The 25,344-nt window shown below is 67.4% G+C and carries 25 protein-coding genes and 1 riboswitch; of the genes, 14 read left to right on the forward strand and 11 right to left on the reverse strand.

The features are described from left to right. Nucleotides 1-39: 39 nt before the first annotated feature. From ACWF5H_RS10810 to ACWF5H_RS10825, 4 genes are all read left to right on the forward strand, one after another. Nucleotides 40-1,443 (forward strand): LLM class flavin-dependent oxidoreductase, encoded by a 1,404-nt coding sequence (locus ACWF5H_RS10810; protein ID WP_452036775.1) that lies wholly within the window; start codon nt 40-42, stop codon nt 1,441-1,443. Nucleotides 1,444-1,520: 77 nt separating this feature from the next. Further along, nucleotides 1,521-1,613, forward strand: a riboswitch (SAM riboswitch). Between the two features lie 113 nt (nt 1,614-1,726). Beyond that, entirely contained in the window at nt 1,727-2,803 is a 1,077-nt protein-coding gene (locus ACWF5H_RS10815; RefSeq protein ID WP_452036776.1) for a methionine ABC transporter ATP-binding protein, read from the forward strand. Further along, nucleotides 2,800-3,492, forward strand: coding sequence for a methionine ABC transporter permease (locus ACWF5H_RS10820; RefSeq protein ID WP_136786095.1), 693 nt, complete (start codon nt 2,800-2,802; stop codon nt 3,490-3,492). Before ACWF5H_RS10815 ends, ACWF5H_RS10820 begins: the two co-directional genes overlap by 4 nt. A gap of 24 nt (nt 3,493-3,516) precedes the next feature. Then, the gene (locus ACWF5H_RS10825; RefSeq protein WP_452036777.1) at nt 3,517-4,440 is read left to right on the forward strand and encodes a MetQ/NlpA family ABC transporter substrate-binding protein; all 924 of its coding nucleotides are present in this window, start codon (nt 3,517-3,519) and stop codon (nt 4,438-4,440) included. A gap of 59 nt (nt 4,441-4,499) precedes the next feature. Here ACWF5H_RS10825 and ACWF5H_RS10830 read toward each other — a convergent pair whose 3' ends face one another. Continuing rightward, the gene (locus ACWF5H_RS10830) at nt 4,500-5,339 is read right to left on the reverse strand and encodes a DUF1206 domain-containing protein (RefSeq protein ID WP_452036778.1); all 840 of its coding nucleotides are present in this window, start codon (nt 5,337-5,339) and stop codon (nt 4,500-4,502) included. A gap of 185 nt (nt 5,340-5,524) precedes the next feature. On the opposite strand from ACWF5H_RS10830, the gene ACWF5H_RS10835 reads away from it, so the two are divergent. From ACWF5H_RS10835 to ACWF5H_RS10855, 5 genes are all read left to right on the forward strand, one after another. Then, nucleotides 5,525-5,929 (forward strand): MmcQ/YjbR family DNA-binding protein, encoded by a 405-nt coding sequence (locus tag ACWF5H_RS10835; protein WP_452036779.1) that lies wholly within the window; start codon nt 5,525-5,527, stop codon nt 5,927-5,929. Between the two features lie 3 nt (nt 5,930-5,932). Further along, on the forward strand, nt 5,933-6,469 hold the full coding sequence (locus ACWF5H_RS10840; protein ID WP_452036780.1) for a DUF1990 family protein: 537 nt from the start codon (nt 5,933-5,935) through the stop codon (nt 6,467-6,469). A 62-nt stretch (nt 6,470-6,531) separates the two neighbouring features. Beyond that, complete coding sequence (locus tag ACWF5H_RS10845) at nt 6,532-6,852, forward strand: putative quinol monooxygenase (RefSeq protein ID WP_452036781.1); 321 nt, start codon at nt 6,532-6,534, stop codon at nt 6,850-6,852. Nucleotides 6,853-6,944: 92 nt separating this feature from the next. Further along, entirely contained in the window at nt 6,945-7,748 is an 804-nt protein-coding gene (locus ACWF5H_RS10850; RefSeq protein WP_452036783.1) for a phosphotransferase, read from the forward strand. A gap of 78 nt (nt 7,749-7,826) precedes the next feature. Next, nucleotides 7,827-8,627 carry an SDR family oxidoreductase gene (locus tag ACWF5H_RS10855; protein ID WP_452036784.1) on the forward strand — a complete coding sequence of 267 codons (801 nt, stop codon included), beginning with the start codon at nt 7,827-7,829 and terminating at the stop codon, nt 8,625-8,627. 75 nt (nt 8,628-8,702) lie between these two features. Here ACWF5H_RS10855 and ACWF5H_RS10860 read toward each other — a convergent pair whose 3' ends face one another. Further along, a complete protein-coding gene (locus tag ACWF5H_RS10860) occupies nt 8,703-9,695 on the reverse strand; it encodes a LacI family DNA-binding transcriptional regulator (RefSeq protein WP_452037355.1) in 993 nt (330 codons plus the stop codon). A gap of 193 nt (nt 9,696-9,888) precedes the next feature. Between ACWF5H_RS10860 and uriH the strand changes: the two genes are divergently transcribed. The 3 genes from uriH to ACWF5H_RS10875 are packed head-to-tail and all read left to right on the forward strand — an operon-like array spanning nt 9,889 to nt 13,327. Further along, nucleotides 9,889-10,953, forward strand: a complete 1,065-nt coding sequence (gene uriH / locus ACWF5H_RS10865) for a uridine-preferring nucleoside hydrolase UriH (RefSeq protein WP_452036786.1) — start codon at nt 9,889-9,891, stop codon at nt 10,951-10,953. Next, entirely contained in the window at nt 10,950-12,374 is a 1,425-nt protein-coding gene (gene uriT / locus ACWF5H_RS10870) for a uridine transporter UriT (protein ID WP_452036787.1), read from the forward strand. The genes uriH and uriT overlap by 4 nt, the downstream gene beginning before the upstream one ends. Beyond that, nucleotides 12,371-13,327 (forward strand): ribokinase, encoded by a 957-nt coding sequence (locus ACWF5H_RS10875; protein WP_452036788.1) that lies wholly within the window; start codon nt 12,371-12,373, stop codon nt 13,325-13,327. Before uriT ends, ACWF5H_RS10875 begins: the two co-directional genes overlap by 4 nt. A gap of 371 nt (nt 13,328-13,698) precedes the next feature. Here ACWF5H_RS10875 and ACWF5H_RS10880 read toward each other — a convergent pair whose 3' ends face one another. The 3 genes from ACWF5H_RS10880 to ACWF5H_RS10890 are packed head-to-tail and all read right to left on the reverse strand — an operon-like array spanning nt 13,699 to nt 17,566. Next, nucleotides 13,699-15,780 (reverse strand): xanthine dehydrogenase family protein molybdopterin-binding subunit, encoded by a 2,082-nt coding sequence (locus tag ACWF5H_RS10880; protein ID WP_452036789.1) that lies wholly within the window; start codon nt 15,778-15,780, stop codon nt 13,699-13,701. After that, nucleotides 15,777-16,901, reverse strand: a complete 1,125-nt coding sequence (locus ACWF5H_RS10885) for an FAD binding domain-containing protein (RefSeq protein WP_452036790.1) — start codon at nt 16,899-16,901, stop codon at nt 15,777-15,779. The genes ACWF5H_RS10880 and ACWF5H_RS10885 overlap by 4 nt, the downstream gene beginning before the upstream one ends. Next, on the reverse strand, nt 16,898-17,566 hold the full coding sequence (locus ACWF5H_RS10890) for a (2Fe-2S)-binding protein (protein WP_452036791.1): 669 nt from the start codon (nt 17,564-17,566) through the stop codon (nt 16,898-16,900). Before ACWF5H_RS10890 ends, ACWF5H_RS10885 begins: the two co-directional genes overlap by 4 nt. A gap of 267 nt (nt 17,567-17,833) precedes the next feature. On the opposite strand from ACWF5H_RS10890, the gene ACWF5H_RS10895 reads away from it, so the two are divergent. Further along, nucleotides 17,834-18,766: a hypothetical protein gene (locus tag ACWF5H_RS10895; RefSeq protein ID WP_452036793.1), complete on the forward strand. Its 933-nt coding sequence runs from the start codon at nt 17,834-17,836 to the stop codon at nt 18,764-18,766. An 85-nt stretch (nt 18,767-18,851) separates the two neighbouring features. Here ACWF5H_RS10895 and purL read toward each other — a convergent pair whose 3' ends face one another. From purL to purS, 3 genes are read right to left on the reverse strand one after another with little or no spacing between them, the layout of a single operon-like run. Further along, nucleotides 18,852-21,296 carry a phosphoribosylformylglycinamidine synthase subunit PurL gene (gene purL / locus ACWF5H_RS10900; RefSeq protein WP_452036795.1) on the reverse strand — a complete coding sequence of 815 codons (2,445 nt, stop codon included), beginning with the start codon at nt 21,294-21,296 and terminating at the stop codon, nt 18,852-18,854. Continuing rightward, entirely contained in the window at nt 21,296-22,078 is a 783-nt protein-coding gene (purQ, locus tag ACWF5H_RS10905) for a phosphoribosylformylglycinamidine synthase subunit PurQ (protein WP_452036796.1), read from the reverse strand. Before purQ ends, purL begins: the two co-directional genes overlap by 1 nt. Then, nucleotides 22,078-22,350, reverse strand: coding sequence for a phosphoribosylformylglycinamidine synthase subunit PurS (gene purS / locus ACWF5H_RS10910; protein WP_364644954.1), 273 nt, complete (start codon nt 22,348-22,350; stop codon nt 22,078-22,080). Before purS ends, purQ begins: the two co-directional genes overlap by 1 nt. Before the next feature lie 214 nt (nt 22,351-22,564). Between purS and ACWF5H_RS10915 the strand changes: the two genes are divergently transcribed. Next, on the forward strand, nt 22,565-22,741 hold the full coding sequence (locus ACWF5H_RS10915) for a hypothetical protein (protein ID WP_452036797.1): 177 nt from the start codon (nt 22,565-22,567) through the stop codon (nt 22,739-22,741). A gap of 46 nt (nt 22,742-22,787) precedes the next feature. Here the strand turns inward: ACWF5H_RS10915 and ACWF5H_RS10920 are convergent, their stop codons facing one another. From ACWF5H_RS10920 to ACWF5H_RS10930, 3 genes are all read right to left on the reverse strand, one after another. After that, nucleotides 22,788-23,306 (reverse strand): DUF3237 domain-containing protein, encoded by a 519-nt coding sequence (locus tag ACWF5H_RS10920; RefSeq protein ID WP_452036799.1) that lies wholly within the window; start codon nt 23,304-23,306, stop codon nt 22,788-22,790. A 133-nt stretch (nt 23,307-23,439) separates the two neighbouring features. Then, a complete protein-coding gene (locus ACWF5H_RS10925) occupies nt 23,440-24,021 on the reverse strand; it encodes a hypothetical protein (protein ID WP_452036800.1) in 582 nt (193 codons plus the stop codon). 2 nt (nt 24,022-24,023) lie between these two features. Beyond that, nucleotides 24,024-25,055 (reverse strand): 3-methyladenine DNA glycosylase, encoded by a 1,032-nt coding sequence (locus tag ACWF5H_RS10930; protein ID WP_452036801.1) that lies wholly within the window; start codon nt 25,053-25,055, stop codon nt 24,024-24,026. Nucleotides 25,056-25,344: the final 289 nt, after the last annotated feature.

The raw sequence follows: 25,344 nt of genomic DNA on the forward strand, positions 1-25,344 counted from the left end.
GACCGGCGCGGGCTCTTCTCATCAGTAAAGGAGCCTGACATGACCTTGAACCATTCCCCGCGGCACATCCGCTTCAACGCGTTCGACATGAACTGCGTGGGCCACCAGTCGCCCGGACTGTGGCGCCACCCGCAGGACAAGTCCGCCACCTACAACACCATCGGCTACTGGACGCATCTGGCCAAGGTGCTGGAGAAGGGCCTGTTCGACGGACTCTTCATTGCCGACGTGCTCGGCACTTACGACGTGTTCGGATCGTCCAACGAGACGACGCTGCGGGCCGGCACGCAGGTCCCGGTGAACGATCCGTTCATGCTGGTATCGGCCATGGCCGCGGTGACCGAGAACCTGGGCTTCGGCGTCACCGCCGGCACTGCCTACGAGCACCCGTACCCGTTCGCCCGCCGCCTGGCCACACTGGATCACCTCACCAACGGCCGCGTCGGCTGGAACGTGGTGACCGGCTACCTGCCCTCGGCCGCGCGCAACATGGGCCAGGAAGACCAACTGGAGCACGACGAGCGCTACAACCACGCCGATGAATACCTCGAAGTCATCTACAAGCTGCTTGAGGGCTCGTGGGAAGACGACGCAGTGGTCAAGGACGTGGAGACCGGCGTTTTCACCGACCCGGCAAAGGTGCACGAAATCCGGCACGAGGGCAAGTTCTTCAAGGTGCCCGGGATCGCCATCACCGAGCCGAGCCCGCAGCGCACTCCGGTGATCTTCCAGGCGGGGGCCTCCAAGCGCGGCACCGAGTTCGCCGCCGATAACGCCGAGGCGGTGTTCGTCACCTGCCCCACCAAGGAAATGCTTGCCGCGTCGGTGAAGAAAATCCGCGACGCGGCCGAGGCTGCCGGCCGCGGCCGTTACGACGTCCGCATCTACGCCATGCAGACCGTGGTGACCGGACCGGACAACGCCACCGCCCAGGCCAAGTTCGAGGACTACAAGTCGTACGCGGACGTCAACGGCGCGCTGGCCCTGATTTCGGGCTGGATGGGCGTGGACCTGTCCACCTACGGCCCGGACGACGTGATCGGCGAGAACGTGAAGTCCAATGCCATCCAGTCCTCGGTGGAGACCTTCCAGAAGGCCTCCGGCGACAGCGGCAAGCCCTGGACCATCCGCCAGCTGGCCGAATGGGTCGGCGTCGGCGGCTTCGGCCCGATCACCGTGGGCTCCGGCCAGGAGGTCGCCGCCAAGCTGGTGGAGTGGGTCGAGGAAACCGACGTGGACGGTTTCAATCTGGCCTACGCCATCACCCCGGGCACGTTCGAGGACGTCGTGGAATACGTGGTGCCGGAGCTGCAGAAGCTCGGAGCGTACCCTACCGAGTACGCGCCGGGCACGCTGCGCAACAAGCTCTTCGGCCGCGGCGACAAGCTGCCGGAGAACCACCGCGCGGCCGGCTTCCGGCTGCAGAATGCCCTGGTCGACTGAGCCTGGGCAACAGCAGAACCATTTAGACAACGACGTCGGGGCGCGGCCCCTTTGGGGGCAGCGCACCGACGTCGGAAGAACCATCCAGAGCGGCTGAGAGATCTGGCTCGATGACGCCGCAGCAACCCCGGCTCTTTGCCGCACGGTGCTAATGCCAGGACCGATGGAGAACCCGGACAGGACCGGAACTGGCTGCGCCATGCCTGCGCGGCTGTGATGGCTGTGCCCGGGGCTCCCTGAACTTCAGGAGCAACATGACACGGCACGCCGCAGGCGGTTCGCGATGATTGAGATCCGTGATCTGCACAAGAGTTACAGCACAGGCCAGGGGACGGTCGATGTGCTCAAGGGCATCGACCTGAGCATCGAGCAGGGGGCGATTACCGCCGTCGTTGGCTCGTCCGGGGCCGGCAAGACGACCCTGTCCCACTGCATTTCCCTGTTGGAGAAACCGACCTCCGGCCAGGTGCTGGTGGACGGCCGCAACCTGTCCGCGCTGTCCGGCCAGGCACTGCGCAGCGAACGCCGCGCGATCGGCACCATTTTTCAGCATTCGGCGCTGCTGCGCCGGATGACGGTGGCCGAGAACGTTGCGCTCCCGCTGCGCAACCTGGGCGTGGTGCACCGGCAGATGGAGGACCGTGTGGCCGAACTGCTGGACCGGGTGGGCCTGCTGCACAAGGCCAACGCCTACCCGGGGCAGCTTTCCGGCGGCCAGAAGCAGCGGGTGGGCATCGCCCGGGCGCTGGCGCTGCGGCCGCGGATCCTGCTGTCCGACGAATCCACGTCCGGCTTGGACCCGGAGTCCACGCAGCAGATCCTGGACCTGCTGGATGACGTGCGGACCGAGCTGGGACTGTCCGTCATCCTGATCACCCACGAGATGGACGTGGTGCGCCACGTCGCCGACCAGGTGGCCGTGCTGGCCAACGGGCGGGTTTCGGAGTACGGGCCGATCGGCGCACTGGTGGCGGACCCTGCGTCTGGCGCGGGCCGCCAACTGCTGCCCGTGCGGGCCCTGCCGCTGCCAGCCGGCTTCGACTACGCGCTGTCCGTCTCCTACCGGCACGGGCCGGTGGACCCGGAGTGGATGACCCGGCTTTCCGCAGGCCTCGGCGTACGCGTGGCGCTGCTGGGCGGTTCGGTGGAAGCACACGGCGACTCGGTACTCGGCCGTGCCGAAATCGGCGTGGCCGGCCGCCCGGAAGCGGAGGTCCGCGCCTATCTGGGGCAGCTGGGCCTGGTCGCGGATCGGCGGGTGGCAGTCTCCGCCGCCACCGTCCACACCCGGGAATCGGTTGCGCCGCCGTCGGACGATGCAGAACACGAAGCCCACCAGAAGATCGAGGCGCGAACATGAGGCCCACCGAAACCGCCGCCGTCGGGCTGGACACGCCCTGGGCCGACCTGCCGGCGCTGCTGCTGCCCGCCTACGGCGAGACCTGGGCGATGGTCGGCATGGTGATGGCACTAGTGATCCTGGTCGGCGGAGCCACCGGCGTGCTGCTCTACAACACGGACAGCCGCGGATTGTTTCCGCGGCCGCGGCTGCATGGTGTGGTCAGCTGGCTGGTCAACATGGGGCGTTCGCTGCCGTTCCTGGTGCTGATGGCGGCGATCATCCCGTTGACGAAGTGGGTGACCGGGACCACCATCGGCATCGCGGCGGCGGTGGTCCCGATGACGCTGGCCGGCATTCCGTTCTTTGCCCGGCTGGTGCAGAACGCGCTGAACGACTTGCCGCGCGAGAACATGGCCGTGGGTCTGGTGACCGGCAGTTCCACCGGGCAGATCATCCGGCAGACCCAGCTGCGTGAGGCGCTGCCGGGCCTGACCTCGGCGATCACGCTGAACACGATCTCGATGATCGAATACTCGGCGATCGCAGGAACCATCGGCGCCGGCGGCATCGGCTACTTGGCCGTCACGTACGGTTACCAGCGGTTCGATACCCATGTGATGGCCGCCACCATCGTTGTCCTCATCATCACGGTCCAGCTGGTGCAGTTCGCCGGCGACCGCATTTCCCGCGCCCTGCTGCGCCCCTAGCTGAACAAACCAGGAGCACCACACATGAACACACCGACTACCGGGTCTGGCCACGACCATGGTTTCACCTTGCGCAAGCAGTCCACCGCCCTGCCGTGGGGCATCGCGGCGATCGCCGCCGTCGTCGCCCTGGTCCTGGGGCTGTTGCTGGTGCAGCAGCAGTCCCGGCCGGCCACCGCGGCCGCCGCCGGCGGCGAGGTCACCTCCCCGTTGAAGGTCCACTTCGAACCGGCTATGGCGGGCGAGGAGAAGATCCTCAAGTTCGTCGCCGAGGAGATCGCGCCGGACTACGGCGTGGAGATCGAGGCTGTGGGCCTGCAGGACCCGGTTCAGGCCAACCGCGCGGTGGCAGAGGGCCAGTTCCACGCCACCATCTTCGAGCACCAGTGGTACATGCAGCAGTCGGCGGACGCTAGCGGCGTCGAACTGACGCCCACCGTGGAACTGTTCCAGTGGGGCTTCGGGCTGTATTCCACGCGCTACGACTCGGTCGAGAGCCTGCCTCGGGACGCCGTCCTGCTGCTGCCGAACGATGCGGCCAACCAAGGCCAGGCGCTCTGGCTGCTGCAGCGCGAGGGGCTGCTGGAACTGGATCCGGCGGTCGAGCCGCGTACCGCGAAGATCCGCGACGTCACCGGCAATCCGCGGGGTTTCACACTGAAGGAAGCCGACCTGTTGGCGATGCCGCGCATGCTCGATTCGGTCGACGTGGCGATCGGCTACGTCTCCCAGTTCGACGCCGGCAAGATCGGCCGCGACAAGGGCATTCTGTTCCCGGCGGCACCCAAGACGTTCGCCTCCCGCCTGGTGATCGGCACCGAGTACAAGGACAGCGCCGAGAGCAAGAAGCTGATCGAGATCTTCTCCGATCCGCGGCTCGAGGAATACCTCGGCACCACGGAGGATCCACTGGTCAAGGACGTGCTGACGCCAGTCTCGGCTGAGTAGTCAGCGCCGGGTGCCCGGCCGGCGCCGGCCGGGCATCGTGGCGACGGGGCCACGCAGCGCTACATCTTCGCGTAGCGCGCCCTGGCGCCAAGGTAGAGCCCGTAACAGATCAGCCCGACGGCCACGAAGGCCAGCGCCGCCGGCCCGAGCGGCTGTTCGCGCAGCGCCTTGAGCGCGCCGTCCAGGCCCTTCACGTCCTGCGGGTCGTTCTGCACGGCGGCGACCGCCAGCAGCAGCCCGAGCACAAACAAGGCCAAGCCCTTGCCGACAAAGCCGACGATGCCCACCCAGGTCACGGCGGTGCGGACTCCGCCCTGCGGCAGCGGCTTGAGGTCTTTGAAGAAGTTCCGGAACAGGCCTTTGACCACGTAGTAGATGCCGGCCCCGATGATGACCGCGCCGATCAGGAACAGCACCACGGCACCGCCCGGCCACTGCATCAGCTTGGTACTGGCGTCCTGCGATTTCTCGCTGCTGTTGCTGCCGGAGCCTAGGGCAAAGCTGCCGAAGGTCACCGCGATGGCTCCGTAGACGATGGCCAGGCCAACGGCCTTGGCCCGGTAGCCCCACTTTTTCTTCGTCTCCAGGCCGCGGCCGCCGAACACCGCGTCGCTGACCTGCCACAGCGCCAGGGCCGCGGCGCCCAGCATGCCCGCCCAGAGCAGGAACAGCCCGCCCGGGTTCTGCGCCAGACTGGAGGCTGCTCCAGACTGGTCCGCCTCGCCGCCTCCGCCGAAGGCCAGTCGCAGCGCGATCGCGCCGATCAGCAGGTGCAGCAGCCCGCTGGCCGCATACCCGGTGCGTGCCACCCACTCAAAAGTCTTGGAGTCGGCGGCCTCCTCGGTCTTGTCCACAGCCTTGCCGGCCGCCCGCTTGGCCTCCCTGCCGGTGTCTGCCATGGCTCTCCTCTCATTGGGCCGGCCGCGCCCGGCACCTCGTGGCGCCCCCTGAGGAGCTGGTGTCGGCGCGCAAGCACCGCCGTTGTTCCCCGTGAAACATCCGTGAAACCATCCTGCCACCGAAGCCGCCGGCGCGCACCGGCAACCTCGTGACCGGCTGGGCAGGTAGCAGTAGGCTCGTGCCTATGGACGCGACCGCGCTGCGTGAATTCTGCCTCTCCCTGCCCGGGACGTTCGAGGACTTTCCGTTCGGCCCGGAGGCATCGGTGTTCAAGGTCCGTGCACCCGGGCGGACCGCGAAAATGTTCGCGTTATCCGACCTGCAGTCGCCGCGGCTGAGCATCAGCCTCAAATGCGAACCGGTGCTCGCACAGCAGCTGCGTGCGGCGCATCCGGAGATCACCGGCGCGTGGCACATGAACAAAACGCACTGGAACGGTGTGCGCTGCGACGGCGCGCTGCCCGATGACATGCTGCACGACATGATCGAGGACTCGTACGACCTGGTGGTCGCGTCGCTGCCGCGCCGGGACCGCGAGTCGCTGGGCTGGATGGGCCTGGCCCGCGGCGACGATGTGCGGCAGGGCTGAGCGGTGAAAGCCAAGGATCTCAGCGCAGCGCCGCTGACGTACGACGACGTGGGGCTGAGTCGAGTGCACCGCACGCCGCCGGGATACCGGACCACCGAGGTGCGCACCGCGGTGGGCGTCGGGGAGGACGCGTTCCACCGGCTGGCCGAGGGACTGATGGGCTGGGAGCTGCACCGGCTGGCTGGTTTGCGGGTCGATGCGGCCACGCCTGCGGCCGCCGAAGGGGTGGACGTGGTGCCCGGATTCGGGGCAGGGCCGCTGCGGCTGTCCGCACCCTGCCGCGTGGTGTGGACGGAACGCAGCTCAACCCGGACGGGTTTTGGCTACGGCACGCTGCCGGGACATCCGGAGTCGGGCGAAGAGGGCTTTGTGGCGTCGCTGGCGGAGAACGGGCTGGTGGTCTTCGAGCTGTTTGCGTTCAGCCGGCACTCCAACTGGTTTTACCGGGCAGGCGGCCCGGTGGCGGAAGCCGCCCAGCGGCTGGTCACCCGCCGCTATGTTGCCGCCGCCAAAGCGCTCGCCGGCGGCCTGGCCGGGTGATTGGGCCGGCCGATTTGGCCCGTGACAGGATTGAAGGACACCTAGAGAAAGGCTGAATCCGCGTGATTTTTATTGTGGTCAAGTTCAAGGTCAAGAACGAGCACGCCGACAACTTCCCGGAGTTGGTCCGCGAGTTTACCGAAGCCACCCGCGCCGAGCCGGGCAACCTATGGTTCGACTGGTCGCGCAGTGTGGAGGATCCGAACGAGTATGTCCTGGTGGAAGCCTTCAAGGACGACGCCGCCGAAGCGCACGTGAAGAGCGATCATTTCAAGAAGGCCATGCAGGAGCAGCCGCAGTACCTACAGGAGACTCCGCGCATCATCAGCCGCCAGATTGACGGCGAGGGCTGGGACGAAATGGGCGAAATGACCGTCGCGTAGCAGTTTTCAGTGGAAGGGGCAGGCTACGTCCTGCCCCTTCCACCGTTTAAGGCAGGCGGCCCAGCGGCGCATGCCGCGGTAGGGTATGGCCCATGAACGACGGCGAGGTGCTGACCGGCGGAGTCGCCAACGCCGGGGCGATCATCAGAATCGGCGATGAAGTTCGCCGCCCCGCCTCGGCTCAGACGGAACTGGTTTTCAGCCTGCTCGAACATGCCAGATCCAACGGCTTCACCGGAGTGCCGGAGCCCCTGGGGCTTGATGAGCAGGGCAGGGAGCGGCTGCGCTATATTCCCGGAGACGTGGCCATTCCACCGTTTCCGAAGTGGTCACTATCTCCCGGGCTGCTGGCGTCGGTTTCCCGGCTGCTGCGGGCATTCCACGACGCCGTGGCTGACTTCGCCCCACCTGCCAACGCCGTCTGGAACACCGAGTTGGCACACCCCAGCGGCGGGAAAATCGTCGGTCACAACGATGTGTGCGTGGAGAACGTCGTGGTGCGCGACGGGCAGGCAGTTGCGCTGATCGACTTCGAATTCGCTGCCCCGACCGATCCACTGCACGATCTCGCGGTCTTGGCGCGGCATTGGGTCCCTGTTGAGACCCATCAGGATGCGGAGCGCTGGGGACGTTCAGGTTTTGATGTTGGTTCCCGCTTGCGGATCGTAGCCGACGCCTACGGTATTCCCGTCGGTCCGCAGCGGGACGAGTTCTTGGATCAGATCGTCAGGGGCATTCATCAATCCGGCCCCTTTGTGCTTGCCCGGATCGCGCGCGGCGAGCAGGCTTTCATCGAGATGTGGGAACGCAGCGGTGGCCAGGAACGGATCACACGGCGCATCGCCTGGATCGACTCGATCCGATCCGAGCTCTCCGCGGCGCTCAACAGCCAGTAAGCAATTCCCCGCGGTTCACGTGCTGATTCGGGCTACGCAGGGCTGCCAGACCGGCAGTTCTTCGCCACAATGGGGCGCATGGAACAGTTCACGCCTCGCACCGCCATCGTCACCGGTTCCGATTCGGGCATCGGCCGGGCCGCCGCCGTCGCCCTTGCCCAGGCCGGAATGGACGTGGGCATCACCTGGCACTCGGACCGGGAAGGAGCGGAGGCCACCGCGAAGGAGGTCCGCGCGCTCGGCCGCAGCGCCGCCGTCGTTCATTTGGACACCACGGACCTGCCCGGCTGCGGAGACGTGGTTGATTCGCTGGCGGGGCGGCTCGGCGGGCTGGACGTATTCGTCAACAACTCCGGAACCGGCGCCATGGAGCCGTTCCTGGACCTTGACTATGAGACGTGGCGGAACGTTGTTGCCACCGATCTGGACGGCGCGTTCGTCTGCATGCAGCGGGCGGCCCGGAAAATGGCGGCAGCCGGCACCGGCGGGCGGATCATCGCGGTAACCAGCGTGCACGAACACCAGCCGATGGTCGGCGCCGCGCCGTACGATGCCGCCAAGCACGGACTCGGCGGTTTGGTGAAAAGCATGGCGCTGGAGCTCGGCCGGCACGGCATCACGGTCAACTCCGTTGCGCCGGGGGAGATTGCCACCGCGATGACCGGCAACGAAGACGAGGACCCGGAGGGCATCGACCGGCCCGGCATCCCGCTGGCCCGGCCCGGCGACGCCCGTGAAGTGGCCGCCGTGATCGCCTTCTTGGCCTCCGCCGATGCCGGTTATGTGACCGGGGCGTCCTGGGCCGTGGACGGCGGAATGCTGCAGATGGGGCCGCAGGCAGGGGCAGCCGTCACCGGCCACGATTGGCGCGAGGTCTAGCGGATCAACGAGGAGGCCGGCAAGCCCACGCATAAGGTTATCGTCCGCAGATAAGGCGAGTGCCGCCGTCGTTCGTTAGCTGGCGGCGGTCCGCTCCGTGGAGCCGCGCACAATCAGCGAGCTCTCCAAGATGAGCTGGGGCTGCTCGAGGTCGTGGCCTTCGATCAGGCGGCGCAGCTGTTCTCCGGCCTTGAGGCCCAGACGGGTGGCGGGAAGGTGGACGCTGGTGAGGCCGGGGTTACTGCTGGCGGAGTAGGGCAGGTCGTCGAAGCCGGCGACGGCGAGATCGTCCGGGATCCGCACGCCGGCAACACGCGCTTGCTGCAGCGCGCCGTACGCCTGGGTGTCGGTGGCGCAGACGACGGCGGTGACGCCCGCTTGCTGCCACTGGTGCCAAGCGGCGGTAAACGCATCGGCCGACGCGCCGACGTCGATCGTGGTGCTGATCAGGTGGGCCGGGTCCACGGTCATTCCTCGCCCGGCCGCCTCCTCTAGGAAGGCCGTTCGTCGGATGGTGAAGGTGGCCGTGCCTGTCACGCTGTCCATGTACGCCACGCGCCGGTGGCCGGTGGCGGCCAGGTGCGCCGCCAGTTCGCGGGCGCCATGGGCCACGTCGAGGTTGACGGACGGCGCGTAAGATTCCAGCCCGGGCGCGTCGAGTAGCACCATGGGGCCGGTGGTGGAGAGGTCCTCGAGGAAGTCGGCATCGGGGGCATCTACCAGCAGACCCGCCGGGCGCAGGGCTAGGAGGCGGCGGATGTCAGCGGCGCGGGGGAATTCGCCGGCCTCAGTGACGGAGAGCAGCAGTTGGAAGTCCGCGCCGAGGGACTCTCGGACGCCGGCAACAACCTTGGCGAAGAACGGGTTGGAAATGTCCGGGGCCACCAGAACCACAATGGAGCTGACTCCCTTGGCCAGCGAACTGCCGACGCTGTCCACCACGTATCCGAGTTCGGCGATGGCCCGGTTGACTCGGGAGATGTTGTCCGCGGACACCCGTCCGCGCGTCTTGCCGTTGGCCACCAGGGAAACCGTCGCCGTGGAGACGCCGGCACGTGCCGCCACCATGGCCGCTGTCACCCGCTCACCGGAGCGCGGCGGGAACTGGGGCGAGCGGGCGTAGTCCATGTGCCCATGATAAGGAAGTTCAGGCGACATATGGCATCAAGCGCTTGACTCCAGTTTACGTCAAGCGTTTGACGTGATCTGGGAAGGGGTGTCAAACTTCCTGTGACTGAAACCCCGCTGCGGCGGGCCCCCGATGACGTGGAGAGAAAACTTGGACGCCGTTTCCGTGACGCCTGGCCCGAAGAAGATCATCCTGGACTGCGATCCGGGACACGACGACGCGGTGGCGCTGCTCCTGGCCCACGGCAATCCGGACATCGAGCTGCTCGCCGTGACCACCGTAGTTGGCAACCAGACCCTGGCAAAGGTCACCAAGAACGCGCTGGCCGTGGGGACCATCGCCGGCATCACCGGTGTCCCGTTCGCTGCCGGCTGCGACCGCCCGCTCGTGCGCACCATCGAAACCGCGCCGGACATCCACGGAGAGTCCGGCATGGACGGCCCCGCGCAGCCGGAGTCCACCATTGAACTGGACCCGCGCCACGCCGTTGATCTCATCATCGACACGATCATGGCGCATGAACCCGGCACCGTGACCCTGGTCCCGACCGGCGGCCTGACCAACATCGCGATGGCAGCCCGCAAGGAGCCGCGCATCGTCGAGCGGGTCAAGGAAGTCGTGCTGATGGGCGGCGGCTATCACGTGGGCAACTGGTCCGCCGTGGCCGAATTCAACATCATGATCGACCCCGAGGCCGCCCACATCGTCTTCAACGAGAAGTGGCCCCTGGTCATGGTGGGACTGGACCTCACACACCAGGCGCTGGCCACCCCCGACGTTGTGGAGCAGATCGAAGCCGTCGGCACCGGTCCGGCCCACTTTGTCCGCGAACTGATGGACTTCTTCGCCCAAACGTACAAGGACGCACAGGGCTTCGACTACCCGCCGGTCCACGATCCGTGCGCCGTCGCCTACGTCATTGACCCCACGGTCATGACAACCCGCAAGGTCCCGGTCGACATCGAACTGCAGGGCAAGCTAACCCTTGGCATGACCGTGGCTGACTTCCGGGTCCCGGCCCCGGCCGACTGCCACACTTCTGTGGCCGTGGATCTTGACCGCATCAAGTTCTGGAATCTGGTTACCGATGCCTTGGTCCGGATCGGCGAAGTAAACCTCGGAACCGCCGCCACCACAACGACGACGGCGGCACCCGCCTCCGCGGCGCCCGACACCACCGGCGCGGCAGCGAAATGAGCGCCGTTCTCCAGGAAGCCAAGGTAACCCGGGGCGGCAGCGCCGCCTTGATGGTCGCCCTGCTGACGGCCTGCGTGGCCTTCCAGCTCAATGCGTCCATGCTCAGCCCCGCGCTGGTCACCATGGGGGAGGAGCTGCAGACCGACCAAGCCGCGATCGGACTGTCCCAAACCTGGTTCTTCACCACCGCCGCGTTGTTCTCGCTGTTCCTGCCCCGGCTGAGCGATATTGTCGGCCGCAAGCGGATCCTCGTCGGGATGATGCTGCTGACGGCCGTCGGCTCCGTGATCGCCGCGCTGGCCCCGGACGTCACATGGCTCTTCGTGGGACGGATTATCCAGGGCGTCAGCGGTCCCACCGTGCCGCTGTGCCTGATCATGCTGCGCACCGCCGTGCCCAACCTTCGCACTTACGGCACGCTGATGGGCGTTATCCTAGCGGTCAACGGCGGCGTGGCCGGCGTCGATTCCTTCCTCGGCGGATACATGGCCGAGCACTACGGCTTCCGCAGCATCTTCTGGTTCATGGTGATCCTCGGCGTGATCGCCGCGGTTCTCGTCGCTGTCCTGGCACCCGAGAGCAAACCGCAGGCCGGGACGCGGATGGACTGGACTGGCGTCGTCTTTATTGTTGTTGCAGTCGGTGCCCTGCTCACCGCGCTGAACGAGGCGGCCAAGCTGGTCGGCGGGTTCTCCAGAGAGACTCTGTTCCTCTCGCTGGTGCTGATCGCCGTGGCCGCCGCCGCGTTCGCCGCCTTCTGGGCCACCGAGAAGCGTGCGAAGCAGCCGATGGTTGAGATCGTCCATCTGCGCCAGCGCTCCACGTGGGCGCCGTTGCTGACGACGGCCCTGACCATGACCGGAATCTTCGCCGTCATCAACGGGATTGTTCCTGCCTACGTACAGGCCGCCGCACCCGGCTTCGGCATCGGCCCCACCGAAACGGCACTACTCATCCTGACTCCCTACGCGCTGCTGGGCTGGGTCTTCGGCCCGATCAGCGGACGGCTCGCCCCGGTACTGGGCTACACCAATGTGCTCCGTATCGGCATGATCGGCAGCGTCGTCTCCTTGGTGATCATCGCCCTGTTCGGCCTGAACAGCCTGCCGCTGATGGTCGCCGGCACTGCGCTGCTCGGCGTCATGTACGCCGGAACCGCGAACATCATGCTCAACGGGCTTGGCGTAGTGCTCTCGCCCCCGGGCAACCCCGGCTTCCTACCCGGCATGAACGCCGGAGCCTTCAACCTCGGCGCCGGGCTGAGCTTCCTGGTGCTGCCGGCAGTACTCGTGGGCACCTCGGCGCTGGACGTCCACGCCTCCTACCTTACGGTGGTGGTGGTCGGCTTGGTCATCACGGCCGCGGCCTTCGCCGCTTCGCTGCTGATCCCCAAGCCCGTCGACGCGGAGGTGGAAAAGTGAGTCCGCAGCCCGGACGCATCGTCGTCGTCGGTTCGCTGAACGCGGACCTGACCATCTACACCGAGCGGCTGCCCAACCCTGGCGAAACCCTCCACGGCGAAGGTTTCGCCGTGAATCCGGGCGGCAAGAGCGCCAACCAAGCCGTGGCCGCTGGCCGGCTGGGCGGCAACGTCGCCCTGATCGGAGCCGTGGGCGAGGACTCTAACGGGGACATGTTGCTGGCCTCCGTTGCAGGGGCCGGCGTGGACGTTTCCCGCGTGCGCCGCGCCGCCGGGGTCGAGACCGGCGTCGCCGTCATTACCGTTGACTCCGCGGGTGAGAACAGCATCGTCATTTCTCCTGGCGCTAACGGCACAGTAGGTCCGGATGACGTCGTCGCGGCCAGGGAGGTTTTCGATGACGCCGCCGTGGTTTGCCTCTGCCTCGAAGTCGGCCTGGACGCCGTGGAGGCGGCAGCAAGATCAGGGCACGACGCGGGAGCAACAGTGTTGCTCAACCTCTCGCCTTACGCGCCCGTGCTGCACAGCCTGGCCGAACTCAGCGACGTCCTGCTGGTCAATGCGCACGAGGCTTCGCAGTTCCTCGGCGCCGAAATGCCCGGCGCCGATGCCGCCGTTGCCGACTGGGAACAGGTGCGCTTGAAGTTTGCGGCGCAGGGGCTGGACCGTGCCGTGGTCACCCTGGGCGCCAGCGGGTCCATCGTGCTGGATTCGCATGCCAAGGACAGGCACCGGATCACCCGTATCGCCCCCACCAAGGTTGAAGCCGTGGACACCACCGGCGCCGGCGACGCCTTCACCGGGGCCCTCGCGGCACGGCTTGCCGCAGGGGATACCTTGGCCGGAGCGGCGGCATTCGCTTCGATCGCTGCTGCTCTCGCTTCCACGAAGAAGGGAACCCAGACCGCGTATCCGCGGCGGGCAGATGTGGAGCGCCTGCGGCCTGGCGCCTGACGTCCAGGGGCCGAAAGCGCCGTACAAAACGGACGGCGCGGTGCACTGCAAGGTGCGCCGCGCCGTCGTCGTTAGTGACCGCCTACTTGCAAGTGCGGGAAGCGTCCGGACAGGGCTACGGCAGGGGGCGTCCCGGTTAAGACGGAGTGGCCGGCCACGATTGGCGCGAGGTGTAATTCTTGCCGGGGTCTGGCGGGTGCTGACCAGCTGGCACGGTCTCCACGCGGCCGCGGGCGGCCTTGGTCGACCACCGGTGGGGCGGGCCTTGGTCGACCACCGGTGACGCGAGGCAGGGTCTCCACGCGGCCGCGGGCGGCCTTGGTCGACCACCGGGGAGAGGTGAGCGGCCTTAGTCGACCACCGCGACGGTCTCACACCAGGAACTTGTCCGCGGTGAGCGGCAGGTCCCGGACCCGGATCCCGGTGGCGTTGTAGGCCGCATTGGCCACTGCCGCGGCCGCCCCGACAATGCCGATCTCCCCGATCCCGCGTGCCCCCAGCGGTCCGGCGTGCTCGTCGACTTCCTCCAGCCAGAACGCTTCCAGCTGCCGGATGTCCGCGTTGGACGGCACGTGGTATTCGGCCAGGTCGTGGTTCACGATCATCCCGAACCGCTCGTCCATCACGCTCTGCTCGTGCAGTGCCATGCCGATGCCCATGGTCATGCCGCCCAAGAACTGGGACCGGGCGGTGCGCGGGTTGATGATCCGGCCGGCGGAATAGACGCCCAGCATCCGCGACACCCGGATCTCGCCGGTGTCAGCGTTCACCTGGGCCTCGGCGAACTGAGCACCGAAGGAATGCAGCGCGTAGTTCTTTGCTGCCGGGTTCCTCTCGCCGTCGCCCTCCGAAGTGTCCTCCGCGGACGGGAACCCGCCGTGTTCCTTGCGGAACATTTGGGCCGCGCCGATAATCGCCGAGCCCCAACTGGCCGTCCCGGTGGAGCCGCCGGCCACGGTTGCCACCGGCAGGTCCGTGTCGCCGATCTGCAGCCGGACCTGTTCCGGGCCGCATTCCAGCGCCTCGGCAGCAATCTGGGTCAGTGCCGTCCAAGCACCGGTGCCCAGGTCCACGGCACCGATTTGCATCTCGTAGAACCCGTCGGCGGTGAACCGGATACGCGCTGTGTTCGCCGGCTGCCGCCGGGCCGGGTAGGTCGACGCCGCCACGCCAATCCCGGTCCGCCAGCCGTCCACCAGCAGCGTCCCCGGCTGCGGGTTGCGCCGCTCCCAGCCGAACCGGCGGGCGCCCTCGCGCAGACAGGCCAACAGGTGCCTGCTGGCGAACGGCTTGCCGGTTTCCGGATCGATGGCCGGTTCGTTCCGCACGCGCAGCTCAATGGGATCGATCCCGCACGCCTCCGCCAGTTCGTCCATCGCCACTTCCAGGCCGAACGAGCCCGGACACTCACCCGGCGCCCGCATCCAGGACGGAATCGGCACATCCAGCGAAGCGAGCCGGTGGGTGGTGCGCCGGTGATCGGCCGCGTACATCATCCGCGATATCGTCGCGGTCTGTTCGGCGAATTCCTTGATCGCAGACGTTTGCTCCACTACGTCATGCGTCAGCACGGAAATCCGCCCGTCCGGACTGGCGCCCAGCTGCAGCCGCTGGATGGTCGGCGTGCGGTAGCCGGCCAGGAAGAACATCTGCTGCCGGGTCAGCGCGTATTTTACGGGTCGGCCGCCGGTGACCTTCGCGGCCAGCGCGGTCAGCACCACGTGCGCATGCGGCAGCCCCTTGGAGCCGAACCCACCGCCCACATGCGGCGCCACCACGCGGATCTGCTCCACCTCTACGTCGAAGAGCGGCGCCAGCGTCTTGCGGGCGTTGTGCACCGCCTGCGTGGAGTCGAACACCAGCAGCCGGTCGCCGTCCCACTGCGCCACGGTGGTATGCGGTTCCATCGGATTGTTGTGCTCGGCCGGGGTTGTGTAGGTGCGGTCAACAACGACGGCGGCGCTCGCCAGGGCCACGTCCGGATCCCCCGTGCGGGTGTCGGTGTCGAAGCCGGCGTTGACCGTCTCCGGTTTGTAAAGGTCTTCGTGGTCAGCACGCAGCGCCGCGTGGTGCGGCTCCCGGTGGTACTGCACGCGCACGTGGGCCGCCGCTTCGCGCGCCGTCTCGGGCGAATCGGCCACGACGGCCGCAATGAACTGCCCGCGGAAGCCCACTTCGTCCGACTGCAGCACGGCCAATTCCTTGTCCTCGGCGTTGGCCAGCCGCGGAGCGTTCAGGTGCGTAAGCACCGCGACCACGCCGTCCATCGTTTCGGCCGCGGCGGTATCGATGGAAGTGATCCGGCCGCGGGCAACCGTGGATTGGACGGGGTACAGGTAGGTGGGGTTGTCCGCCGGGTGCTCGTAAGCGTAGGGGGCCACGCCGAGGACCTTGGCCCGGCCGTCGACGCGCTCCAGATCCAGTCCGGTTGCCGCGGGCTGCTGCACGGTCATGGTTGGTCCTCTCCGCGGGACGCCGGCGTCCCCATCCGGCCGCCGTCCTGTCCGCCTGCTTGTGCGTCGCGCCCGTCTCCGGCCCGGCTGCCGCCGCGGTCCAGTCCGCACAGTTCCCGCAGCACGGACACCACGGTGTTGCGGACCATCGGCACCTTGAACGCGTTGTCCGGCAGCGGGACCGCATGCTGCAGTTCGGCGTCGATGGCCCGCCGGAACTTCGCCTCGGTGGCCGGTTGCCCGCGCAGCGCCTCCTCGGCGAAGGTCGCGCGCCAGGGTTTGTGCGCCACGCCGCCCAAGGCCAGCCGCACTTCGGCGATCCTCGGCGCGGAAGCCGGAGCATCGCCGTCGTCCGCATCAGCGGGCTCATCGAGCCGCACCACAGCGGCCACGGACACCAGGGCGAAGGCATAGGACGCCCGGTCGCGCACCTTGCGGTAGGCCGAGCGGGTCCCCTCCGGCAGCGGCGGCAGCACCACTGCGGTGATCAACTCACCGTGTTCCAGCACCGTGTCGCGCTGCGGCTGATCTTCGGGCAGCCGGTGGAAGGAGTGCAGGCCCACGCTGCGCTCGCCGGACGGACCCAGGATCTCCACCCGGGCATTCAGCGCCGCCATCGCCACCGCCATGTCCGAAGGGTGCACGGCCACGCAGTCCATCGAGGCGCCCAGGATGGCGTGATAGCGGGTGTAGCCCTCCAACGCCGAGCAGCCGGAACCGGGGTTGCGTTTGTTGCATGGGGTGGTGACGTCCTGGAAGTAGACGCAGCGGGTGCGCTGGAGCAGGTTGCCGCCGGTGGTTGCCGCGTTGCGCAGCTGCCCGGAGGCGCCGGAAAGCAGCGCCTGCGAGAGCACCGGGTAGCGCTGCCGGACCAGCGGGTGGGCTGCGAGGTCGCTGTTCGGGACGGTCGCGCCCAGGCGCAGGCCGCCGTCGTCGGTTTTATCGATCGTGTCCAGCGGCAGGTGCGAAATGTCCACCAACTGCTCGGGCGCGGAGACACCCAGCTTCATGTGGTCCACCAGGTTAGTGCCGCCGGCCAGGAAAGCGGCGGTCGGATTGCCGGCGACGGCGGCGACCGCCTCGGTTGGGCTGGCAGCGCGGGCGTAGTCGAAGGGCATCATCCGGGCTGCCCCGTTCCGTCGGCTGACTGGTTCATTGCGTTGGCGGGCTGCGCAATGGCCGATTCGATCGCCGGACGGGCGGTGCGTCCGCCCACCTGGTCGCCCTCCAGAGCCTGGCGAATTGCGGCCACAATGTTCACGTAGGCTCCGCAGCGGCAGAGGTTTCCGCTCATCCGCTCGCGGATCTCGTCGTCGGGCAGCTCGGGGGATTGCGCGGGGGAACCGCTCATTGTTCCTTCCGGGCTGCTGCCCGAGGTCCCCGCCGCTCCACCATCGAGGTCGGCAGTGACGTAGCTGGGATCGCCGCGGGCGGCTTCGTCCAGCATGCCCACGGCCGAGCAGATCTGTCCCGGGGTGCAGTAACCGCACTGGAAACCGTCCTGGTCGAGGAACGCCTGCTGAACCGGATGCAGTTCGCCCTCGGAGGCCAGGCCGGCGGCCGTGACAACGCTTGCCCCGTCCTGGGCCACCGCGAAGACCAGGCAGGAGTTGACCCGCCGGCCGTTGAGCAGCACCGTGCAGGCACCGCACTGGCCGTGATCGCAGCCCTTCTTCGGCGAATAGATGCCCAGCCGGTCGCGCAGGGCATCGAGCAGTGTGGTGCGCGTGTCCAGCGAGACCGTAGCGGCCCGGCCGTCCACCTGCAGTGAGATTTCGGCGTCCATCGGCTACCTCCGGCGTCCGAGTCCTCCATCAGAATCCTGCTGTCCACCAACATCGACTATTCAGCAGGCGGCCTTTCCAACACCGAGAAGGGCACCTGTTGAATAGTCGTTTGGAAGCAGGCTTTGCTTTGCTGGCAACTTATAAGAGTCCATCGCGGGCCACAACCCCTCGCAGCCCAGTCGGTGGCATCCCCTCGGAGATCAGGGGACCGCCAGCGGTTGTGGACAACGCAAGCGGGACGGGCGCATGGCACCAAGAATGAGGGCATGCGGTATCCGAAGGACTTGCCCGAGGAGTTGTCCGAGTCATCTTTTGTGTGGAGCGAAGGGCTGAAGGCCGGGCTGAGCGAGAAGCAATTAAGGAATGCAACAGTGCTGCGGCCCAGCCGCGGGATCAGGATCCCGAACGTCCCTGACCTCAGGCTGGCGGATCAGGTCCGGGCCGTCTCGATGGTCACTCACGGCTCGGTCTTGTCACATCTCACTGCGGCCAGGCTGTGGAACTTTCCGCTTCCGCCCTGGGTCGGCAGCGAGGACTCGACCCACGTTACGCGCCCCAAACAGCTCAATGCGCCGCGCCGCCGGGGTGTTGTGGGACACCGGGCCAGCCTTGCACCTGGCGAGATTGCCGAGCTGGACGGCCTCCCGTTGACCTCCCGGCTCAAGACCTGGCTCGATCTCGCCTGCATGCTTCCCGTCGCGGATCTGGTAGTCATCGGCGATCACTTGGTCCGTCTTCCACGTCCAGCTTTTGAAGCTAGGGATGCGCCGTTCGCGACAGCCGCTGACCTGAGGGAGATCATCAGGTTGCACAAGGGCAAGCGCGGCGTTGCCAAGGCAGCCGAGGCCGTGGGGCTGGTCCGCGTAGGTGCGGATTCTGCGCCGGAAACGCGACTACGGCTGGCCTTGGCCGACGCGGGGCTGCCGGAACCCAGCCTGAACGAACCGATAGTGGACGACTGGGGAAGGTCGTGGCATGCCCCGGACATGCAGTTCAAGATCTACAAACTGGCGGTTGAGTATGAAGGCGACCATCACCGGACGTCCGAGCAGTTGGCCCGTGACATTCGGCGTGCGGAGCAGACTGCCGCAATCGGCTGGCTGGAACGGCGGGTCACCAAGGAAGACATGCACGGAGACGCGCGGGCAGCCGTCTCGAAGATTCGGACGGCGCTGCGGTGCCAAGGCTGGCGACCCTGAGCAGCCAGGACTCAAACGAAAAGTCAGCAGGCGCCCTTTTCACTGCTGAAAAGGGCGCCTGTTGAATAGTCGATGCGGAGAGGTGCTACCCGAAGTACTTCGGCAGCGTTGCTTCGTGGGCTTCCTTCAGTTCGGCCAGCGGCACGGAGAATTCGCTCTGGAAGTCCAGTGCGCTGTTCTCGGTATCCACCACGCCGATGCGCATGAACGGGAAGCCCCGGGCGCCGCACATGTCCTTGAAGCGGACCTCTTCGCTGCGGGCCACGGACACGACGGCGCGTGCTTGGGACTCGCTGAACAGCAGGGTGAACAGGTCCACCCCGTCGCGCTCGCAGACCTCGCCCAGGCCGATCCGGGCGCCGACGCCGAAGCGCAGGGCCATTTCGGACAGTGCGGCGGCCAGTCCGCCTTCGGAGATGTCGTGCGCGGCGTCGATCATGCCGTCCCGGGAGGCGTTGATCAGCAGTTCGCCCAGCAGTTTTTCGGCCGCCAGGTCCACAGCCGGGGGCTTGCCGCCCAGGTGTCCGCGCAGGTTCGCCCATTCCGAGCCGTCCAGCTCGTCGCGGGTGGTGCCCATCAGGTAGATCGCCTGGCCATCCTCACGCCAGCCCGACGGCGTGCGGCGGGCGACGTCGTCGAACTTGCCGAGCATGGCCACGACCGGCGTCGGGTGGATCGGGGTGGAACCGGTCTGGTTGTAGAGCGAGACGTTGCCGCCGGTGACCGGGACGCCCAGCTCCATGCAGCCGTCGGAGAGGCCGCGGATTGCTTCGGCCAGCTGCCACATGACGTCCGAATCTTCGGGGGAGCCGAAGTTCAGGCAGTCGGACACGGCCATCGGCACGGCACCGGTGGTGGCCACGTTCCGGTAGGATTCCGCCAAGGCCAACTGCGCGCCCTGGTACGGATCCAGGTAGGTGTAGCGGCCGTTGGCGTCGGTGGCCAGGGCCACGCCGAGGCCGGTCTCCTCGTCCACACGGACCACGCCGGCGTCGTCGGGCATGGCCAGCGCGGTGTTGCCGCCCACGTAGCGGTCGTACTGGTTGGTCACCCAGTCCTTCGAGCACATGTTCGGCGACGCCATCAGTTCCAGCACGGCCGCCTTCAGGTCCTCGGCGGTGGCGGGGAGGTCGGCGCCGGCTGCGGAGGCGCGGAAGCTGTCTGCCTGCAGCTTGTCCTGCCATTCCGGGCGGGCGTAGGGCCGGTTGTAGACCGGACCCTCGTGGGCAACGGTGCGCGGGTCGACGTCGACGATGGTTTCGCCGTCCCACTTGATCACCAGGCGGCCGGTGTCGGTGACCTCGCCGAGCCAGGAGTATTCCACGGCCCACTTGGCCATGACCGCCTCGAAGGCCTCGACGTTCTCCGGGGAGACCACGGCCATCATGCGTTCCTGCGACTCGGACATCAGGATTTCGCCCGGGGTCAGGGTCGGGTCGCGCAGCAGTACCGAGGTCAGCTCAACGTCCATGCCGCCGTCGCCGTTGGAGGCCAGTTCGGAGGTGGCGCAGGAAATGCCTGCCGCGCCCAGGTCCTGGATGCCCTCGACCAGGGAGCCCTTGAACAGCTCCAGGCAGCACTCGATCAGCACCTTCTCCGCGAACGGGTCGCCGACCTGGACCGCGGGACGCTTGGAGGGCTTGGTGTCGTCGAAGGACTCCGAGGACAGGATGGAGGCGCCGCCGATGCCGTCGCCGCCGGTGCGTGCGCCGAACAGCACCACCTTGTTGCCCTTGCCGGAGGCGTTGGCCAGCCGGATGTCCTCGTGGCGCATGATGCCCACGGCCAGCGCGTTCACCAGCGGGTTGCCCTGATAGACGGAGTCGAAGACCACTTCGCCGCCGATGTTGGGCAGGCCCAGCGAGTTGCCGTAGCCGCCGATGCCTGCGACCGCGCCGTGGACCACGCGGGCGGTGTCCGGGTGGCCGATCGCGCCGAAGCGCAGCGGGTCCATCACGGCCACCGGGCGGGCGCCCATGGAAATGATGTCGCGGACGATGCCGCCGATGCCGGTCGCGGCGCCCTGATAGGGCTCCACCATGGTGGGGGAGTTGTGCGACTCGATCTTGAAGGTCACGGCCCAGCCGTCGCCCAGGTCGGTCACGCCGGCGTTTTCGCCGATGCCCACCAGCATGTGCTTCTTCATGTCCTCGGTGACCTTGTCGCCGAACTGGCGCAGGTGGACCTTCGAGGACTTGTAGGAGCAGTGCTCGGACCACATCACGGAGTACATCGCCAGCTCGGCGGCGGTCGGCCGGCGGCCCAGCACCTTGACCACCTCGTCGAACTCGTTGCGCTTCAGGCCCAGCTCGGCCCAAGGCATCTCCGTATCCGGGGTCTGCTCGGCATGCTCCACGGTGTCGATGTTGAACTGGCGTCCCTCGACGCGTTCGACGGCGTCGGCCGCCTGGCCGAAGCTCTGGACGTGTTCGTTGCGGACCTCGGCCGGAGTCTCCAGCCGGGTGGTGGCGCTGGTCTCCACTCGCTCGCTGGCGCTCGCTTGGCCGACCACCGGGTTGTTGTTAGTCATTACTTGGCACCTGCAACAATCTTCGTCAAAACTGAGGTGAAAATCCCCAGGCCGTCGGTGCCGCCGCGCAGTGCGACGTCGCCGAAAGCGGAGGAATCGGGGCCGAAGCCGGCTTCCACGGCGTGCTCGGGGTGCGGCATCAGGCCCACCACGTTGCCGGCAGCATTGCTGATGCCGGCAATGTCGCGCCGCGAGCCGTTCGGGTTCACGTCCACGTACCGGAACACCACGCGGTTCTCCGCTTCCAGCTCGTCCAGCGTTTTCTCATCTGCGACGTACTGACCGTCCTGGTTCTTCAACGGCACCACAATCTCGGCGCCGGCTTCATACTGGCTGGTCCAGGCGGTAGCGTTGTTCTCCACCCGCAGGCGCTGGTCGCGGCACAGGAAGTGCAGGTGGTTGTTCTTGATCATCGAGCCGGGCAGCAGGTGCGCCTCGGTCAGCACCTGGAAGCCGTTGCAGATGCCCAGCACCGGCAGCGGATTGTGCTTCGCCTTCGCGCCCTCGCTGATCTGGTCCATCAGCGGCGCGAAGCGGGAGATGGCGCCGGCGCGCAGGTAGTCGCCGTAGGAGAAGCCGCCGGGGATGATCACGCCGTCCACGCCCTGTAGGTCATGGTCGCCGTGCCACAGGCTGACCGCGGTGCCGCCGGCAATCCGGACCGCGCGGGCCGCATCGCGGTCGTCCAAGGTGCCGGGGAAGGTGACGACGCCGATGCGCGCACCGGAGAGGCCGGCGTCGGGTGCCGGGGAGAAGTCGCCGATCAGGGGGGTCTCGGTCATTATTCGCCGGCCCCGATGGTCGCCTCGGTGATGACCTCCACCCGGGTGACGTCTTCGATCACCGGGTTGGAGAGCAGCGTGGTGGCGGCATGGCGGGCCTGGTCCAGGATCTCCTGGGTAACCTCGCCGTCGACCACCAGTTCGAAGCGCTTGCCCTGGCGGACCTCGCTGAACCCGGTCTGGCCCAGGCGGTTCAATGCGCCGACAATGGCCTTGCCCTGCGGATCAAGGATTTCGGGCTTGGGCATGACATCAACAACGATCCGGGGCATCCGGTCACTCCTGTGCTTGGATTGTGCTCTTCAAACGAAGCGAGGCGCGCGGAATCCAGTGCAGTATCAGTCCAACAATCGGTGCCGTCTCACGCTGACCAGCGCTCCGCGAGCTTGCGGGATCCATTCTACCGGCATCCGGAGGCGCGGATTTTACGGGACGACGACGGCGAAAGCGGCCAACACCGTGCCGTTGTTCCGCCGGACTCGTACCATGAATGACATGACGGACAAGCCGCAGTCCATGCTGTTGCCCATCCTGGCCGCCGTCGTGCTGGCCGGTCTCGGGCGGATGGTGATCCAGAAGATCCGGGAAGACCGGCGGGCGGCGGGTGCCGCGCGTGAGGACCTCGGCCAAAAGGTGAGCGAAGTCATGCGCGGACCTCACTGACCGGACGCCCGGGCCTCATCGACCAGCCTGGGTCCCGGCCGGCGGCTCAGTCCACCACCCAGATGTCCAGCCGGACCTGGGCGGGGAGCCTGGTGCCGCTGCCCACCAGGATCCGGGACGACAGCCAGCTCCATTCCGGTCCGCCGGCCAGCGCCCGTGGCGAGCAGCGGAAGTAGATGCGCTCCGGCGGAACCGGCTCATTGCGCACCAGCGCGGCGATGTCTTCGGGCGAACCGGCGCGGATGCCGAAGTTGTTGATGTAGATGCGTTCGCCGGAGTCGGTCTCGATGGCGTACTTCGCTTCGAGCTCGGTCATGGTGGATGACCGCAGCAGCTGGAAGTCGGCGCCGCCGGCCAGCACCCGGCCGTTGAGCCGGGGGCCGGAAACAGTGCCGCCGGTAATCGGGATGATGCGCCGGATGCCCTCAGCGGTTTCGCCGACTTCGATCGGCTCGGCCACTTCTACGGCAATGCTGGCCAGGAACGTCAGGCCCGGGGCTTGAGGCTGGGCATCGGTAGCCGCGGCAACGGAAGCGGCGGCAGCTCCGGACGGTTGCGTCATCATGAACCGAGACTACCCCGCCCACTATTCAGTACCCGCCCTATTCAGCGCTGAGAACGCCGGGTGCTGAATAGTCGACGCGGGTGGAGAGGGCAGGCCGGCCCGGACGGCTGGTGACTGAAGGGGGTTGCCGGAATTAGGCCTCGCCGGCGCGGCTGCCGAGCAGGGCCTGCATGCTGTTCCATTCCGAGATCTTGCAGCCGTCGGTCAAGGAGAATTGCTTGTCCACCTCGCGGCCGCTGATGGTGCCGGTGACCCGGGCCTCCTGGGGGCCGCCGTATTGCTGGGTGCAAATACGGTTGCGGTCGGGCAGCTCGAAGAAGACCTTCTCTCCGTGCTTGGTTAGTGCAGCGCACGCAGCGTCGGCGTCGCGGACGGTGGACCCGTCGGCGGGCTGGTTGTCTTTGCAGACCAGCTTCCGCTCGACCCGGGCATCGCTGCCGGCGGAGGTCAGCACGACGGTCAGATCGGCATCCATGGCTGTTCCTTCCTGGGTGTTCGGCGGGGTGGACTCTGAGGGGGCGGGCTCCGAGGTGCCGGGGGCACCGGGGGAACCTGTCCCGGGGGAGGCTGGAGCCGTGATCTCTGGCGAGGGGGCCGGCTCGTTGCCCGGGCCGCAGGCCGCGAGCGACGGCACGGCGAGCAGGCCGAGGATGAGCGCCGCGGTCCGAAGCCCTCTGGCCCGACGCGGGGCCGAACGTCTTGCTGTGACCGCCATGATCAATCCTCCGCTCTGACGTTCCGAGTGCAGCCGGCCCCATCAAGGTGCTTCTCAAAGCTAACGTCTGCCAGGTCGAGGTGGTGCCCGACGCCCACATCCGCCCCGCCGGCCAGCAGGTCCAGCGCCTCCAGCAGCCTGCCGCGCAGCACCTGCGCCTCGGCGGCAAAGGCCCGCTGGGCGGCCACGTACTGCGCCCGGCCTTCGGTCGTCTCGATCCGCACCGGCTCGTAACCCCATCCGGACAGGTCGTACGGGGAGGCCTTCATGTCCAGTTCGCGGATCCGCCAAGACAGCTCGAAGCAGTCCATCACCAGCTCGCTGGGCAGTGCCGGGGACAGCTTGTACGCCCACTTGTACAGGTCCATGTTGGCGTGCAGGCAGCCGGGCTGTTCCAGCTGCCGCTGGTTCTCGCGGGTGGGCCGCAGCGCGTTCAGCGGAACGGCCTGCGGCGTATAGAAGCGGAAGGCGTCGAAGTGCGAGCAGTTGATCCGGCTGCCTTCCACCACCTGGTCCGTTCCCTCGGCGCCGAGCCGCAGCTCCAGATAGTCATGCCGGACGCCGTTAAGACGCGATTTGTACACCATCGCCCACTCGTGCAGCCCAAAGCAGCCGAACCGCGCCGGCCGCGCCGCTGCACCGGCCAGGATCTCCCGCGAGAACGCCACCGCGGTTCCCCGCGCCGCAAGGAAAGCCTCCGCGTCGAAGGTGACGGCACCGCCGTCGTGCTCCATGCCTGCCGAGCGGCACTCCGCAAAGGTCAGCTCGCGGTAGAACTTCCAGCTCCGGCGCTCGCCGGCTTCGGCGCCGGCCAACACCACGCCCGTGCCCGAGTGCCAGCGCAGCAGTTGGCCCGGCTTCAGGCTGTAGTAGGTGAACAGAAAGTCTTCCACCGGATGTTTCCGCCCGGCGGAGCGGCGCTGCAGGTACGGCTCGGTGAAACGCGCGGCTCGCTCGGCGTGGGCCCGGGCGCGCGGCAGCCACAGCTCCGGTTCAAGAACCCGGGGCCGGTCAAGGAGGACCTGCTGCGCCATGGCTCCATTGTCCCAGCAGCGGCGGCACTTTGGCACGGTCAAAAGGGCGGCCGCTTATAGCACTGCCGGCCGAAGCCGGAAAGCCTCGGCAGGACTATCGGCCAAGGCGCACCCAAAAAAGGTGAAACAGTTCTTTCAGATCAATCGTTGCGGTATTTTAGTTGCACAGGTGCACCAAATGTGGCTGTTGTCACAGTTGGGGGAGGGGGCCGGCTTCGCACGCCGGTACGTCCAATATCCTGCGCGGCCGTTCACCGCGCGGGATACGGCATTCGGTTGCGCCTGGGGT

This window comes from Arthrobacter sp. NPDC055138 (genome assembly GCF_053607305.1).